General features: G+C 60.0%; 12 protein-coding genes. 3 read left to right on the top strand and 9 right to left on the bottom strand.

Annotation, left to right across the window (positions count from 1 at the left end; all coding sequences use genetic code 11):
- Window positions 1–64 precede the first annotated feature (64 nt).
- Window positions 65–1,252, bottom strand: coding sequence for a hypothetical protein (locus A5789_RS22195; RefSeq protein WP_063013736.1), 1,188 nt, complete (start codon window positions 1,250–1,252; stop codon window positions 65–67).
- A gap of 91 nt (window positions 1,253–1,343) precedes the next feature.
- Here A5789_RS22195 and A5789_RS38015 point away from each other — a divergent pair, with 91 nt between their 5' ends.
- Window positions 1,344–1,721: a helix-turn-helix domain-containing protein gene (locus A5789_RS38015; RefSeq protein ID WP_227462792.1), complete on the top strand. Its 378-nt coding sequence runs from the start codon at window positions 1,344–1,346 to the stop codon at window positions 1,719–1,721.
- Here the strand turns inward: A5789_RS38015 and A5789_RS22185 are convergent.
- The gene (locus tag A5789_RS22185) at window positions 1,702–2,940 is read right to left on the bottom strand and encodes an IS110 family transposase (protein ID WP_063013740.1); all 1,239 of its coding nucleotides are present in this window, start codon (window positions 2,938–2,940) and stop codon (window positions 1,702–1,704) included. The two genes, A5789_RS38015 and A5789_RS22185, sit on opposite strands and share 20 nt — an antisense overlap.
- Window positions 2,941–3,252: 312 nt before the next feature.
- Between A5789_RS22185 and A5789_RS22180 the strand changes: the two genes are divergently transcribed.
- Entirely contained in the window at window positions 3,253–3,531 is a 279-nt protein-coding gene (locus tag A5789_RS22180) for a hypothetical protein (RefSeq protein ID WP_063013742.1), read from the top strand.
- Window positions 3,532–3,555: 24 nt separating this feature from the next.
- Here A5789_RS22180 and A5789_RS22175 read toward each other — a convergent pair whose 3' ends face one another.
- The 7 genes from A5789_RS22175 to A5789_RS36785 form a co-directional block, all read right to left on the bottom strand.
- Window positions 3,556–4,782, bottom strand: a complete 1,227-nt coding sequence (locus A5789_RS22175) for a helix-turn-helix domain-containing protein (protein ID WP_155525626.1) — start codon at window positions 4,780–4,782, stop codon at window positions 3,556–3,558.
- 764 nt (window positions 4,783–5,546) lie between these two features.
- Window positions 5,547–6,422, bottom strand: coding sequence for a hypothetical protein (locus A5789_RS22170; protein WP_155525627.1), 876 nt, complete (start codon window positions 6,420–6,422; stop codon window positions 5,547–5,549).
- A gap of 33 nt (window positions 6,423–6,455) precedes the next feature.
- Window positions 6,456–8,387, bottom strand: coding sequence for an RHS repeat protein (locus tag A5789_RS22165; protein WP_064905989.1), 1,932 nt, complete (start codon window positions 8,385–8,387; stop codon window positions 6,456–6,458).
- Window positions 8,384–8,686 carry a hypothetical protein gene (locus A5789_RS22160; protein WP_155525628.1) on the bottom strand — a complete coding sequence of 101 codons (303 nt, stop codon included), beginning with the start codon at window positions 8,684–8,686 and terminating at the stop codon, window positions 8,384–8,386. The genes A5789_RS22165 and A5789_RS22160 overlap by 4 nt, the downstream gene beginning before the upstream one ends.
- 183 nt (window positions 8,687–8,869) lie before the next feature.
- Window positions 8,870–10,402: a hypothetical protein gene (locus A5789_RS36795; RefSeq protein ID WP_155525629.1), complete on the bottom strand. Its 1,533-nt coding sequence runs from the start codon at window positions 10,400–10,402 to the stop codon at window positions 8,870–8,872.
- On the bottom strand, window positions 10,399–11,493 hold the full coding sequence (locus A5789_RS36790) for a hypothetical protein (protein ID WP_227462801.1): 1,095 nt from the start codon (window positions 11,491–11,493) through the stop codon (window positions 10,399–10,401). The genes A5789_RS36795 and A5789_RS36790 overlap by 4 nt, the downstream gene beginning before the upstream one ends.
- Before the next feature lie 1,656 nt (window positions 11,494–13,149).
- The gene (locus A5789_RS36785; protein WP_155525631.1) at window positions 13,150–14,742 is read right to left on the bottom strand and encodes a hypothetical protein; all 1,593 of its coding nucleotides are present in this window, start codon (window positions 14,740–14,742) and stop codon (window positions 13,150–13,152) included.
- Between the two features lie 285 nt (window positions 14,743–15,027).
- Between A5789_RS36785 and A5789_RS22145 the strand changes: the two genes are divergently transcribed.
- Window positions 15,028–15,495 (top strand): hypothetical protein, encoded by a 468-nt coding sequence (locus A5789_RS22145; protein ID WP_063013757.1) that lies wholly within the window; start codon window positions 15,028–15,030, stop codon window positions 15,493–15,495.
- The last annotated feature ends 192 nt before the right edge of the window (window positions 15,496–15,687 follow it).

The raw sequence follows: 15,687 nt of genomic DNA, 5'->3' as shown, positions 1-15,687 counted from the left end.
GCCGGATGTTGTCTCCGGGGCAAAACCGCGGTCATGACAACGTGGCAGTGTCGTTCGATAGTTTTCATCGTCGCCCACTTCCCTCGTCGACGAAAGTCTTAGTTAACTCGGAAGTGCGGCCAGTGCTTCCGCTGGGGTCCTGATTGAGCGTCCATACGAACCCGACGCCGCTTCTGGGAAAGGCCCACCCGTCGAATCCGACCCTGACCGTCTTACCTGGCACCGAGGCGGGGCTGCGTTCGATCCGGGCGGTGCGGCTGCTGGCGATGAAGTCCAAGACCCGGACGCGTTCGATGTCACATTCGCTGTAGTCGAGCTCGACCGTGATACCGCGAGTGGGCTGCTCAATGTCGATGTAGAGCAGATTGCCTCGCTGCTCGGTGACGGTCCGGTAGGTGTAGGCAACAGTCACCAGCTCCTCGGCCTGCCTCGCATCGAGGCCGAGGTCCACGCTGTACACCTGCCCTCCTTTACGCGCGGCGCGGCGGATCGGTCGGTCGTTACCGTCGACACTGAACTGAACCAGCTCGAACGCCGCGGGCTTGGTGGGATCGACCCCAGGCTTCGGAACAAGCACCCATGCCGAGGTGCCGTCGTGACCGTTCGTCAGGTCGAGGTATTCACGGCGGTTGGCGACGACAGCGAAGTGCCGGCTGTGATGTTTCGGCACCACCGTGTACTCCCAGCGCACGCTGACGCCGAACAGATTTGAGTCGGCCGACTCAGCATGAGCATCAGGGTTCGCCCCATCTACATCAGAAAGCGGTGTCAGTCGAATCTCGACGGTGGCGTCGTGCCAGCGTTCGGGGGCACGCACTGCTTGGTCCCGAACATCTTGGTAGACCTCGTCGGCGAAGGTGGCGTCACCGAGCCTGAGCGCCAAACTATTTCGGATGATGTCGTCGAGCGTCTCCGGGCTGGCGACGCGGGCCAGATCCTGGTTGCCGAAGGCGAATCCGTCGATGACTGCGTCGCGCATGGCTGGAGCAGAGTCCGCGAGAACCCGCTTCAGCCGAGCGGTGTCCCGCTGATCGCGGTCCTTCCCCGTGAAGTAGTCGATGCCGAGGCCGAGCACGCCGGCCACGAGCAGGGTGCCGCCGACCTCGCTCCAAGGAAAGAAATTGAGCCACAACAGATTTGGTATCGACGGCAGTTGCTTGCCGAAGATCATGAGCGCCACACCGCCACCCGCCACAACGATCGCGACGATGATGGTCTGCAGTTTGTTGATGCGCTCAAGATGATCCTGCATAGCTTACCTACATTGTAGCAATACAGGATTGTCATGCCAACGCTAAAAGCGAAGGGCCGCAACGGAACATGGACCGTTGCGGCCCTCGCATTTGGCCATTGCCAGCCGTTTAGTCGCCGTCGCCGCCCATGGTTCACCTCCCGCCACCCCGGAACGCCTGGACCGAAATGGCCAAGCTGCGCAATATCCTAAATTGGGATATTCGCTTTCGCAAGGTGCGGTTGGCCTTGTGGAAAAGTCGATATATTCGGCCGAGTACCAGCGGTTATGCGGCTTCCTGCGGCAGTTGCGGCGGGAAGCTGGGCTGACACAGGTGCAGGTCGCGGAGCGGCTCGACATGCCTCAATCCTTCGTCAGCAAGTACGAATCTGGCGAGCGGCGCTTGGACGCTATCGAGTTGCTCCATGTGGTGCGTGCGCTCGACTCGACGCTCCTGCGGGTCGCTACGTTCATCGAGGACGAGGCGTAGCAGGGCCCTCTGGATGTATGGAGGGCCGTTCGGTCCGTGCCAGTGGCTGGTAGAGCTGGTTGTCGCGCAGCATTGCCCAGAGTACGTCAGAGCGTCGGCGGGCAAGCGCCAGGATGGCTTGGATGTGAGTCTTTCCTTCGGACCGTTTCCGGTCGTAATACTTTCGGGCTCTGTCGTCGTCACGGATCGCCCGATAGGCGGACAGGTAGCACACGCGCAGAAGCCGTCGATCGAATCGCTTTGGGCGTCTGTGGTTCTGGGTGATTCTCCCGGAGTCGCGTGCAACGGGTGCCAGACCACAGACACTGGCGAACCGGTTGGCGGTCACGTACATCTGCATGTTGCCGCCTGTCGCAGCCAGCAGCTCGGCGCCCAGTGTTTGCCCGAGGCCCGGCATGCTCAGCAGGATTTCCGCGTGCCGATGTTTGAGGAACGCTGCCCTGATGGACTTTTCGATTGTGGCGACGGCGGCGAACAGGTTGAGAGTGGTCTGAGCGAGTTCGACCGCGATCGCCGCGGCGAGTTGCTCGCCGGGGAGGCGGATCGATTGATCGGCGGCTGCTTCTGTTGCGCGCGCGGCGAGCTGGGCACTGCGGCGGGCGCCGGCACGTCGAAGATCCCTTTCGATTTCGGCGGGTCCGGCTGCCCGGATGGCCTCCGGGGTCGGGTACATGGTGAGGAGCAGCAAGGCGCCTTGGGAGTGGGCGTAGTCGAAGGCGGCGCCCAGGGCTGGGGAGTACTCCAGCAATGTCCCCTGAAGCCGATTCAGCGCTTTCGTCTTGTCGGCGACCAACTGTCGGCGCCGCGCCGACAACAGTCGTACCTGAACAGCGATCTCGTCGGCTGACTGTAACGGCCGCAGGTCGGTACGCGTCCGAGTGTGGTTGGCGATGATGTACGCGTCCCGCGCATCTGTCTTGTTTTCCCCAGGCAACGCCGCAGCGGCGTGATGAAAGCTGCCCGACGGAAGGTAGATCACCCGCTGACCGCAGTCCAGGAGCACCGCGATGAGAAGAGCAGCGCCGCCGCGGCTTTGATCGGTCGCCCAGGTCAGTCCCGCACCGCCGTCGAGGCCGATCACTGTCTTGATCAGTTCACGCAGCTCCTGCTCGGTGTTGGCAACCCGCTTCGATAGCAGTTCCTTGCCCTCGCCGTCGACCACCACGCAGTGATGATGGAACTTCCCAGCATCGACACCGGCCCACAAACCGCGCGACATCAACGCTCCTTCCCCAGCCCTCAGCAGACGTTGAGAGGCGGCCCGCCGACACAACCTGCAAAGCGATCGGACGCATTCAGCAAAGAGCAGTCGAGCCACCAGCGGAGCGTCCCATAACGGACAAAATTCATCGAGCGTTCGTACGCAATCACGCTTCAGCCCTCGGGACAATCCGTATGGCTATTCGAAGCCGCCACCGGCCTGGACTGGTGCCGGACCGAAGTCGCGAGTGCCGCGCATCCTCATTGCAAGTGATGTACGAAATGACCGGCGCGGCTATCGATCTGGTTGCTAGCAAAGTGCTGCGTCAGGGTGAGCCGGGCGTATCTGCCGCCCGACAAGGCGAAGGCACAAAGCTCGGCGGGGAGCGTGCACCAAGCCAAACAAATACTCGCCGAAGCGGTTTCGCAGATCATGACCGACACCCCGACTGCCAGCGCCATCAAGAGCAAGATGCTGGCGCTTGACCCGACCTTCGATGGAAACCGCCACGGCTACAACAACTTCCGAGACTTCCCGGCCAAGGTGGGCGACGCGAAAATTGTCGGCCGATCGGGCGGAGACATCACAGTGTCGGTACCGTCCGACTAAAGCTCGCGAAGAGGAGCAGGCCACTTACGCTCGGGCAGTCCATCTCCCAAGGAACTCCCGGGCCTCGGGCACCTTCGCGTAGGGCCGCAGTGCTTGGGCGGCCTCATCCAGACGCTTCTGTAGCCGGGCAGAGCCCAGATCCGCGATCGTCGGTAACGTGCCGGTGAGCACCGAACATGCCTGCGAGACGTCGCCGTCCTGAATTAGGCTGTGTGCCAAATGCAGCTGCCATGACGCGCGCTCCCGCGGCCACGCGGCCGACCGCTCGATCGCATCTCGCAGATGTGTCGTGGCGGCCGCATGGTCGCCGAGACGCATATATGCCTTGCCCGACACCCCGCTCATCTCGGCTTCGGGCAGGTATACCCAATCAGGGTCGTAGCCTCGGGTCGATTCGTAGGCTCGAAAGGCCCTCCCGATCGCCTTCGTTATTTCGGCCCTGTCACCGCGGGCACCATGAGCTTCGGCCTCACGTAGCGCCATCAGTGCCCGTAGCTTGGGGCCACCTGCCTTAAGCGCAGCCCGCGAAGCAGCCTGTGCATACTGGGTCGCTCGTTGATCGGGAGCTGTGTTTGAGCCGAACCGATTGACCATGAGGTGGCTCGCGTTGCCCAGGGCATGTGCAGCAGCGACGCCATCGTCGGCCGCTGTGGCGGTTTGAGCAGCTTCTGCGTAGTACCGGCCGGCACTGTCCGGATCTCCGGAGTCGTAGTGCACCCAGCCTGCCGCCACCATCATTTCAGCGGTCACGCTTGCCAGATCGCTCCCGACGGCGTCGCTGTAGCTGCCCACATTCAGCAGATGCTGTGCGTAGCGGACTTGCCCGGCCGCCACCGCACGCAGACGATCGCCACCGATAACGAGATCGAGGTCATGGATCTGGTTCACGCTGTCGGAAAGCGCGGACACATCGGCCGCTCCCACCTTAAGCGTCGATCTAGAAGCCGAGTCCGCGGCGGCCCGCGACGTTCCTGCGCCTACCACCGCCATGCTGCCAGCGCCGAGGGCGCCTACTCTGAAGAACTCGCGTCGCTTCACGGCCGCCTCCTCTTCGTCCTCCACCACCAGTATGTCAAGTGGCACGCCCAGCGCACGAGCTACGCGGCGCAACGTTCGGACATCGTGAATGGCAGGTCCGTCGTGTTCGAGCTGGGAAATCCCCGGCTGCGTGACGTGAATCAGGGCGGCGAGTTCCGACTGGGTCATCCCGATGGACTTGCGAATGCGCCGGATCACTTCACCAGTTGTCATGTGCACGGCCGATCCCCGTCCTCAAAATGAAATGCATCTCGGGAAGTTGCGCGAAAGCAAACCCATTGCCGGGCAACGAGTTTAGCCACACAGCGGACCATATACCGGTTTCCGTATATTCAAAAGGAGGTGGGTATTTGCGGGCGAAAGCGCCGCCATTACGCCATATCGTCGTGACCGCACCCGACACCGGGGTGACGCCCCTCTCTCCTCCAATGGCGCGCCAGTTCGCTTGAGAGGCAAGTGAACTGACGGCGAAAGCCCCCGGTGTCGGGCGCACCGCTGATCCCGCTACGAACCGAGGTCCCGAACATGCAGTCGGCCACTATCACTCACTCGGGCGCCGCCGTCGAACCGGAATTTGAAGCTGCAGCGAGCCGAGCCGCCCTGCTAAGGGCGCTAGACCGTGGTGCGGCAGAACGGACGCCGAACGGCGCCCGGTACGGGGCTGGCGCTGCGACCGCCAGCGCCGCGCCGACCAATGCCGACACACATCGACGGTGCGGAGCGTGATGCCCGATGCCAGCCACCTACGGGAGCCGGCGCCAGCGCCATATCCGTATCGAATCCGGTGCCCTCACAGTCGACTACCAGGCGAGCGCGGAACAAGCCCGCGATGTGGCACGGGAGCTAACGCAACACTGTTCAGGTCTTACCGTCACGATCGACGACAAGGTCTGCCGCGATCTGCCGCACCTTCCATGCGCGGGACTATGGGCATGACGGCCACCGCTGGCTCCTCAGTGAGCGCATTGGTTACGTCACTACTGCGTTGCGCCGGTGAGCAATTCGCCGCGGCGCATCCGATCAACGACTGCATCCGACGTCAACTCATCGCGTGCTTCGGGATGCTGCCAGTAGTAGCGGATCAGATACAGCAGAAGCGACGGGTCCAATGCCAGTGTCCACGCGGCGACGTCGATGGATTGCTCCAGCAAACCTTGCTGCAGGCGGTCGAGAAACCCGCGTCCGTTCTCAACATCAACTCGTGCACCTGCCGTGGGGTAGGTGCGCACCGTATGAGCGTTGTTCACTATGTCTGGCAGCACCGCACCGACCTGGTCCCACGACAACGTCCGGACCGTACGGCCCATGCCCTGCGATATCCCGCCCGGGGACAGAACGACGTTGTACCGACGATGACGACCAAACAGAAAGAACACGAGGAACGCGATCACCGCCAGCACGACGGCGACGATGACGATCCCTCCGACATCTATCGCCGAGCCGGCCCCGTCGTCATCGCTCGAAAGGTGACGCACAAACAGCGCTCCGCGGACGACCAGGAAGATCGCGCCTGTCACGAGCCAAAGCATCATGACCGGGCGCCACGAAGATTTGACCTCGATCAACAGTCCGCTCGGGCCGACGTGCAGGTTGGCCGGCAGGCTCTTTCGCCGGACGCGCAAACTGGGCAACAGCATCAACACGAAGCTCGCCGCCACGACCCCACCAAGCACGCCATAGAACGCCCTCAGCGTGTCTCCATGGGTTGCGAAGTCGATAGCGTAGGGGATTGCGATCAGGAAACACAAACTAAAGAAGCCCAGCACGAGCAGCAGTTTGGCCGGAGGACGCTGCGGGCCCCATTCGCTCGGCCACGGAAGTAGCGGTGATTGGATCCTCGTGTTCGCGGACAACCGGCATCCTCCTGGTTCGATTCCTGCGTCAGGCTACTTGAAGGGCTGTTCAGCGGCCCATGCACCGAACGAGCCGCCGAAAAAGCCACCCAGTGCAGCTCCGGCGCCAGCACAAAAGGCTGACCCGATCGGCCCGGCCGCTGAGCAAGCCCATGCCCCGGCTTCCGCTCCGGCAAGGCCGCCAGCCCAGCCACCTGCCGTCCCGCCGGCTGCGTTGGCTGCCGCCTCGTCCAAAGGTTTGCCGTGACTCCAGTCGTCATAGTTCGTGTAGATATTGACCGCCGCGCCCAACGGGACACCGCCAAGCATCTTCCCGTCGGACTTGAGCAACTGGCTCAGCTGGGCTTTGCTGGCTGCGTCGGTGGCGGAGTCCATCGCCCCGACAAACGCGTGCCCGGCGCCCGGCGTCCCGGAATCCAGCAACTGAAGTGCTCGGGCCTGCGATGCCTGCGAATCCGCCATCGCCGCCTGCGCCTGGGCGGCCAACGAGTTGCCAGCTGCCTCGGCGAAAGGAGCCGACCCTGCAGTCATTCCGGCGAACCCCGTCGCGAGCGGATGCTGAATCACGGTGTCCTTGCTCGAACCGTACAAGCTGTTCCACTCTGTACCCGCCCAAAGCTTGGTGTTGTCCCAAATCGTCTGCTTGGGCGCTCCGGCGGGCGCTTGGTTCGGGTCATATTGGAGTACCGAGCCATCGGGGAACTTGGTGACGATCCGACCATCAGCCAGCTGGGCCGTCTGCGCCGTCTTGCCCTGCGCGTCGGTAGTCGTGATCGTGCCATCGGGATTCATAACCGAGCGCATGCCAGCCGAATTGGCCGTGCCGGCCAGTTTGGGCTGTCCATCCGGGCCAGGGACGTACTGTTCGAACGCGCGGAAGCCGTCTGGGCGTTGCCACTGGCGTTCGATGACACCACCCGGCCCGAAGCGGTCCGTCGTCGTGCCGCCGTTCTGCGGATACGACTCAGACACCTTCGTCCCGCGCGAGCCGTCGGCGTTGACGGCGTACGTGCTGGTCTTACCGTTGCCCTCGGGCACCTTCTGGAACTGCTGCGACTTGCCGTCCGCGGCTGTCACCGTGACGCTGGTGATGCCAGCGCTGTCGGGCTTCGTCGTGACCGTGGTGATCGGCGGCTGCTTCCCCGTGGTTTCGGTCATGACAGTGGAGCCATCCGGCTGCTGCACCGACGTCGAAACGGTGAGCGTCCCGTCCGGATTCGGCGTGGTGGTGGTCGTCGAGCCGTCAGCGTTTGTCACCGTGATCGGGATGCCTTGCTCCAGCTGCAACGCGCCGCCAAGCACGGGCGGCAGCTCACCTGGTTTCGCAGTATCTGGATGGGTCAGGCCTGGGAACATCGCGCGAATCTGCTTGGGCGGCAGCTCGTACATGGCGACATGGTTGAGCGTCTGGTTCGCGATGTCGATCGCCGCCTTTGCACCGACGGCAGTGTTCTCGGCGTGCTGCAGGGCGCCCAGCATCGCAACATGTTGCTGCTGGGCTTCGTAACCCACCTGCAGCGTTGCCATAGTCACGTTGGCGGGTTCCTGCTGCGAGTTGCCGGCCGCAGCTTGGATTGCCTTTCGCTTGGCCTCCGCGGTCACTGTGCCGTCGTCGGCGACCTCAAAGCCCATGCCTACGATCAGGTTTCGCTTGTCGATCACGAACTGCCTGGCGTGTGCCAATTCCGTCTGCTGCGTGGTGAAGGCGGTCTTGAGCCCGGCGATCTTCTCCATCAGGTGGCTGCCCGCGGTCTTCTCGCTCGTCACCCGCGACGCGGCTGCATCGGCCCCGGCGCCCTTCCACGACTCGGCGAGGTCATCTTGCGTCGTCAGCATGGACTGGAGCAGTTGATCACCCTTGGTGACAACCTTGTCGAATTGTGTTGCGCACAAGCCGAGCACGTCCGGCTTCCACTTCTCGACATCGGAGATCTTCAGCGTCGGACGGCCCGGCTCTGGGCTCACTTCAGCCCACCCATCTCACGTAGCTTCGCGGCGAAGTCGTCGTCGGTGATCTCGTACTTGTCACCAACCCCCTTGGCGATCTCGGCCATCTCTTGCGGCCGAGCCGCGAAGAAGGTCAAGCCGCCCTTCACCTGGTCGCGGGCCGAGTAGATACTTGCTCCGAGGTCAACACCGGGGAACAGGTCGCTCGCTTCGGCCGGCTCCGTCAATCCGTCTCGCAGCCTGTCGATTTCGCCGGACAGTCCGTCCAGCCACTTCGCCCACGCACGTAGCGCGTCGGGATCGACCTTCATCGTCATCGGTGCCCCCTCGATCGTCACGCCATGGCTTAACCTCCACAGCATTGAATACCCGGCGATAGTACAAGTATCGGGTTACGACCGGAACCAGAACTCTCGGTGTACCGATTCAACGCGGGCATACATGCAACGCCAAATCAACGTTTCCTTGCGCAAGTCGCGGGCGGCCGACACCTAATCCAACTAGCGACGAAGGCGCCTCCAAAACCGCATAGCATGCTTGTCGAACCTGAACATCCTCCAGTAATATTGATTAAGATTCGCATAATCCTTGAATTCGTCGAAATTCTCGGCAACGAGTTTCAGACCATGTGACACGGTGAAGGTCGCGGGGATTACTTCTTCAAACAGCCAATCGTAAGGAATCGTCTGACGAGGAAGCTCAAGCAGCTTCCCGATAAGACTAGTGTTAGTGACGCCCGAAAGGCGCAAAGTGGCAATTATACCCGTTGCGGTATCTTCACGGGACCAAAGTTGGTTAATAACTCGCCACAGTTCCGGTTGAACAGAAGGATCTGAAAGGGTCACGTGTTTAGTTTTGTCTGCAGATTGGTTTAACTTGGCAATCTCCTCTAGGAGGGATGGCGTCAAGGCTGCTTGGGCAAGGGTAGCAAGCTCGACAGCCGAATCGGGTATTATTCTAGACAAATTCCTATTGCGTTTTCCCCACGCACCCTCATAAGCGGCGAGAAGACTCGCGCTAACGCCTGTTGTATCGGAGTCGCGCGCGACCATCCGCCGGTTATTGTTCGCGAGGAACTCAAGGACAACTTCTCGCAACTGCGAATTGCGAACTCCAGACTGCGAATTCAACATATCGCACAGTTCTGCCCCTCGTCCGTTAGCAAATGCCTCAATAGCAGATGCGACCCGATTCCCATCCACAGTCCTCGGCTTCCCCTGCACACTGCCGACACTCCCCATGTCCCACGCCACCGCCAGATCCCGACGCGTTTTAGCTGCGCCGAGTCGGTCGCGCAAAATCATCCACTCTTCATCACCGGCCTGAGCGATAAATGGTCGTGAAGAAGAAATACCATCCGGATACCGGTCATCGCTTCGATCCGTTTCAGCCCGAATTACGAGCCTCCACAACGGCTCAGGATAGACTTGATGCACCGCAATGCTGGAATGCACATCCCATATCTCGCTAAGTAGGCCCATCAAACCGCCCAGATAGGGAAGCTCATCGGCAGAAATATCGAGATACCTCCAATCGCTCTCTCTTAGCCGTGCTATGAGCGCCCCTACTCGCGCCCCATCGCCGTAACTAGCCGCTACAGGAACCAGTTCGTCTGAATCGAGGTCCCGAAGCTCAAGCTCGGAATCAACATCGAGCGATCGAGGCCGAACCAGAAGCTGCGGGTTTAACGAAGCGACGCAGGACACAGGAAGACTGAAAGCGTCCGAGAGGAGCATTTGGATACAATACCGCCCCGGCCTTCCTTTTCCATCCTCACCTTGGAAGGTCTTGTACCCCGTGATCGCTATTCCATCGATTACTTCCCTGAACGGCAGAATAGCTTCCTGAAGCTTTGGATCGACAACTGGATGCCCAGCTAAAGGTTCAAACAGGGTCAGTTGTCTCGTTTCCTGAGCCAGCCATTGCAGTCTACTTTCGACGCCGGGTGATACTGCAACGAATCCAAATCCCGACTGTCCGAAGAGATTCTTATTGGACCACGTATAGATTGCCTGTCCAACTAATACCATCACATACCACCCAGCGATATCGCGGAAGCCACCGGGCGCCAACAGCCATCGGGGCGCAAGGTTCCGCCGAATTCCTGCTTGCCGTAATCCATACCCAAAGCACTCACTCGCGCGAAACCAGTCTTTTCCTCTCCGAACCGTGCAATAGCTGTCGAGACAACAGGCTCAAGCCCTTCGGAGATGAGGAATTCTTGCACCTGTTTGGATTCTTCTCGAAGATACTTGTCTACTTCCTGCAGCGTTTTCGGCTGCGGCACATCGACTGACCAAGATCCGAATTTGTCAGCTTTCGACACAGTGACAATTATCGGTATATTCACCTTGCGCTCAGTCACTTGCTCGATGCCATCCGCAAGTGTAGAGACCTGCTGCGGGCCAGCCAAATCTGTCCCTGGAACTATCGGTTTCATAAATGCATCTCGGTCCGGAAATCCGTCCGGATCGAGTAGTAGTATGATCGCATCGCTCTCGTATAGGAAACGCCCGCTTTGCGCCGACTTCTGAACATTCCTTATGACCTCTCCAGAGACGTCAAACATCGCAAGACTCCTGCGAGTACCATCTGGAAGCTGCAATCGAGCGACGTACCCCTCATGGACCTCCTCCTCGGGGGTCGGGGGTAATGGTTGACCCTCACCGTAAACTAGATCGATTTTCGCTCTCAAAGCGTCGACTTGTGACGGCAAGATGCTTGCAGAGATGCCGACCGGCCCCAACCTGCCCGTTGCGAAGATTTCAGCAGCTGTTCCGAGCAGATACGTTGATTTCGCCGCATTGACGTTGCCGGCCACCGTTATGACGAAAGGCTTGTCAGCAAGCGCATCTATCACAACATGTCCATATGGACAGTACGGGTCGAATCCGCCACCCAAATTGGTGGCGTTCGCATATTTGTCAGCCCGCTTGAACCTAACTCGCCTACGAGAAGTATCGACCGCAGCGGGACGAACCTCAGACCACGGCCGAGCTCCTTCGGGCCATCCTTCCAGATCCTGGCCCGAGTGTCGCATCATTTGAGCGTGCATGCCGAAGCGCTGCAAACCGTAAATTTCAGTTAACGGATACTCTTGCAGGCAATGGCGACACTTTATCATCTCCACTTTAAAAAATCCTCCATCATCATCGGTTATCCCTTCGCTCAGTTTCTTCAGCTTCCTCCAACAATTGCTCGGCTTTCTGCGCTGCCCGACTGGGTTGTGTATCGGGGTTTCGCACACGCTCCTCAGCCCGCCGCAGGGGTCCCTCAAGAATGCGGGGTACTTGCGTGATCATTCTGGCAAGGCGCCAAAATACGTATACCAATCGAGCAAGTAGAGGAGCGATTCCTTGCAACAAGAAGCGCCATAGCAGAATGAGTCTCTGCCACGATAACCTGAAGAGGTCGGAAATAAACTGCGACTTCAAGACGAAGTAAATGCCTGCAATGAGAGCATACAACACCAGAGTCTGCCATAAATTCAGCTCAAATACTGCCGACACGCCGAAGCCCACCGCTACAGCGAGGCAGATCCCGGCAACTGCGGTGGCCGACCTAGAGTAAACGTTAATTTTGTCAGGATATCTTCGGGCAACTACGAGCGCGAATGCCCGGAGAAGAACTAGGGCAATCGTCGCCCAGGCTAATACGATACTTGGACGGAATTCAAGTGTTCCGCCCACGTATCTCGCCGGATACCACAACCTCCCAAATGCGTCCCCGACGCTCCCGAGTATATTGCTACCAAAATCAGCCACGTAGAATAGCAACGCTAAGCCAACTAGCAGCAGGCCCCATAGATCTCGGTTTCGTCTACGGTAGGCAGTCATTTCATAACCGAATACCCGAGCCCTTCCTGCAAGTGGCACACCTCCGGGCCATGCCACCTGGATGATCGCGAGTAGAAACGCGAACAGTAGGGCGGTCACTCCAGTGTACACAATCGTACTGTCGAGTCTATCCATAGCAACCAAACTGTCCTCATCTTTTAAACAGTCGCGATAGAAAACCCCCGAGAGATTTCCGGCGCTGCCGGAAATCTCTCGGGGTAGTCGTGGGAAGCCTTCTAGCGCGTGTATCGAATGATATTCGAAATACGTTACTGAGACCACCCAAACACGGATCTGCTCTGACGACGGACTTTCGGCCAGTCGCGTACACGTACAACCAGGTAAGTCGCTTGAAGCGCAGCGCCAGGCCGGCCAACAGCGGCGGTAAACTCCTCAATATGATTCGGCCCGCAGAGCCATACCGATCCGACATACCCGGATGACATCCCTACCTCGGCGGGCGAGCTGTACTGCCGACAAGCGACATTTGCTGCCAACTTTCTCGCGGGCACTAGCGAACTAGGTCCGTACATGATAAAGGCCAATGCGCGAATCCAAGCAGGACCGGCGCAGATAACTGGAAGATGCATTTTTCAAAAACATCCAATCTCCTTGCCGTCACTCATTGGAACGCCATATCTTTCGATAGGCGAGCGCGCTCTTCGGTCGCGCCAGAGATCTCAGGCAAGGAGTCGAGGCACCACGTTCGTGATGCATTCGACTCCCTACCTGAGATGACCCCCACGTCTATTTATAACATTTTTGCTCTAAAAAGTAAATAGTAATCTTAGAGCGACCGGGAAATTCGGCGCCACGGCAAAAGACTAGCTTATGTCTTAACGCTGGTGTCATACAGGCGCCGTCCTCGGACCACCATTCATGAAGTAGTCTTCGATGTACGCTTCCGCGGACTGAACCCGTAATCGCACCTGCGGACGACAGTTTCAGAACGAGTTGAGATCCGACGGCCTCGGCCAGGTGGTCGTGTCGCTGGAGGCCAGGATCTTCGTGGGGTCGTTGCGGTCGACGAGCACCAGCGCCCGTGCCGTGCTGGCCCTTTGGTCGTCGAGGGGCACGTTGAATACCAGATCGCCCTCCTGGATGGCGTGGTGCTGATCGTCGAAGCGCAGCGGTTTGAACGCTGTTTCACCGGGAGCGAGCATGGTGAAGTCCCAGAACGTGGCGAACCCGTCATACGTGTACATGTTGCCGGGCAGGTCGATGCGGACGGCGTCATGAGGGGCGTTGGGCGGGACGGCCCACGTATCCTGGCCGTTCCATTTGATCGGCACCGGACGGTCGCCGGCCTGGGAGGTGACTGGCGGAGGCTGCCACCAGACGCTCGGATCTTTCGGGGTGACCACCAGTAGACGGATTGCTGCGTTCGGCGAGATCGAAATATCGACCGCAAAGGGCGATTTATTGAACAGCAAGGGACGCAACTTGATCTGGCCCCGGCCGGGAATCGTGTCGACGCCATTCGCGGCGTGGAAATCGCCGGTGCACCAGTACTCGACGCAGATCTCGACCTTGACCTGCCCCACCGCAGTCGCCGGAGGCGAGTTCTCACACACGTGGTCCGGGGAGAGCGGGATGCCTGGCGCTGCCTGGTCGGTCGAACTCGGCGCCACGGTCGTTGCTCCGGCGACCACACTCGGGCGAGCGCTGCCCGAGCCGCGGTGGACGAAGATGATCGTTCCGCCGATTACGAGCGCTATGACAGCGCCAAAGGCGGCAAGGTGCTTCCAATACCGTGTCCACCCGGTCTCTGCGCCTGCTTTGTTTGTTGCCCCGCCTTCTTCCGCTTCTGTATCGCGGGCCGAAGCATGCGTGTCGGCCTCGGCTGAACCATCCACTTGGGAGGTGGGGGTCGCTGGCCGGAGACGGGTGACCGGAGCATCGGCGGTGGGCTCCCGGACAGCCGACTCCTGCATTTTCGCCCGCGCAGTACGGACAACTCGATCCCGAGTTTCCGGGGTGGTGAGTTGTTCGACGAGGTGGTCGATATACGCCTCACGAAACACGTCGAGGCTCTTGCTGCGCTTATCGCTCTCATTTTTGGGGTCGTTCAGCTGGAAAGGGTTTATGCCGATTGCGGCGTCGATATATCTCCGTCGCCCGCTGCCAGGCGTATCTCTACGAGTGCCGCCAGCGTTCTGCGGATACTTTCCGTCTATTCGCATCAGAACGCCGATTGCCCATGCCATAGCCACCCGCGTGCGCGCGTCTCGCGATTCCAAATATTCACGAGGAGCGCCCATCAACTCTTCGGTGATGTCAGCATCTGACGGATGAATCGTGCGTAATACTGCATGCAAGACCGCGGGTTGCGTGAGGTCCAGGTTCTGGTCGGCAAGGAGGTAGGCGACCAGTGCCTGAAGATCACTCAACGAAGCAAGCAAGTGCTCGTTCAGTTGACCATCCTTGCCGACCAGGACACCGGTTCCATTTACCCAGCACTTCTTCAGGTCTTCGGCCGCCTCTTGCCTCATGGTGACGGTGGGGTCGGGCACGCCAAGAGAGTGCGATTCGGTCATCCATCCCCCATCTGCAAGCCGCTCGGATAAGCGTTTCATTCTAACGCTTCGAACCTGGAATCGCCCGTAGGTACAAAAACTCTAGCTATTTACTTACGCTAACGATTGTGTTATTACAAACGTTGGGCGCGCATGAGAGAGAGGATTTCTCTTATGTCGCAAAAAAGTGGTGACACAGAACCGCCAAGGGATCCCGATAGGCCGACTGCCGACAACCAGGATGCGACTGGTGTAGGTCCGATCGCAGAACACATCAGGTGTGCCTGTGAGGATTTCTTTCGGAGCATGCAGAACGATCCGATCCTGCTAGAGGCCTATGCTCCCGAGGACCTCCCGACTGATCTCTGGACCTGGTTCGACATCTGGCTTGGGTACGAACGATGCCGGATCTTTTCAGGCGTCCACTATCCATGGCTGAACCCGGCGCGCGCCGAGGACGTCTGGCATGAGTTCTTACAACTGGTGCCGACCATCTTCGCCGTCGTTGTCGACGAGCTGTGGAAGGACCCGGCCAAGATGGACTACATCGAACGCGACCCCAAGACCCTCAAGGAGATACAGAGGTGGCCTCGCCGGGCCTCGAAGGTCCTGACTCCCTCCCACTCGAAGGGCGAAACGCCCATCGACCTGGCTCCAATCTTGGCGCTCGTCGCCGGAGCAAACGGCAGCTGGCCAACGGTCGGCTTCCACCAACCCGTCCGCCGCGGCTTTATCGATAAGAGCGGCCCAACGGGCGGCCTACCCTTCAACTAACCGATCTATCCACCGCACCCACTAGCGCGCCCCCGCATGCCCGCACCCCGAACACCGGGGCGCGGGCTTCTCCTTGCTCCGAACTGAACAGTCGGTGAGGACCTCTGGAGCAGGAGCAGCACACGCAGAACGGGCGCACCGAAGGGAACCGTTAGGTCGGAAGCCGGTGCGCCCGTTCATGTGTGAGCTACT

The organism is Nocardia sp. 852002-51101_SCH5132738 (genome assembly GCF_001665695.1).
GTDB classification, from domain to species: Bacteria; Actinomycetota; Actinomycetes; order Mycobacteriales; family Mycobacteriaceae; genus Nocardia; species Nocardia nova.
The sequence above is the reverse complement of the archived record's forward strand: the minus strand, read 5'-3'. Positions and strand labels throughout refer to the sequence as shown.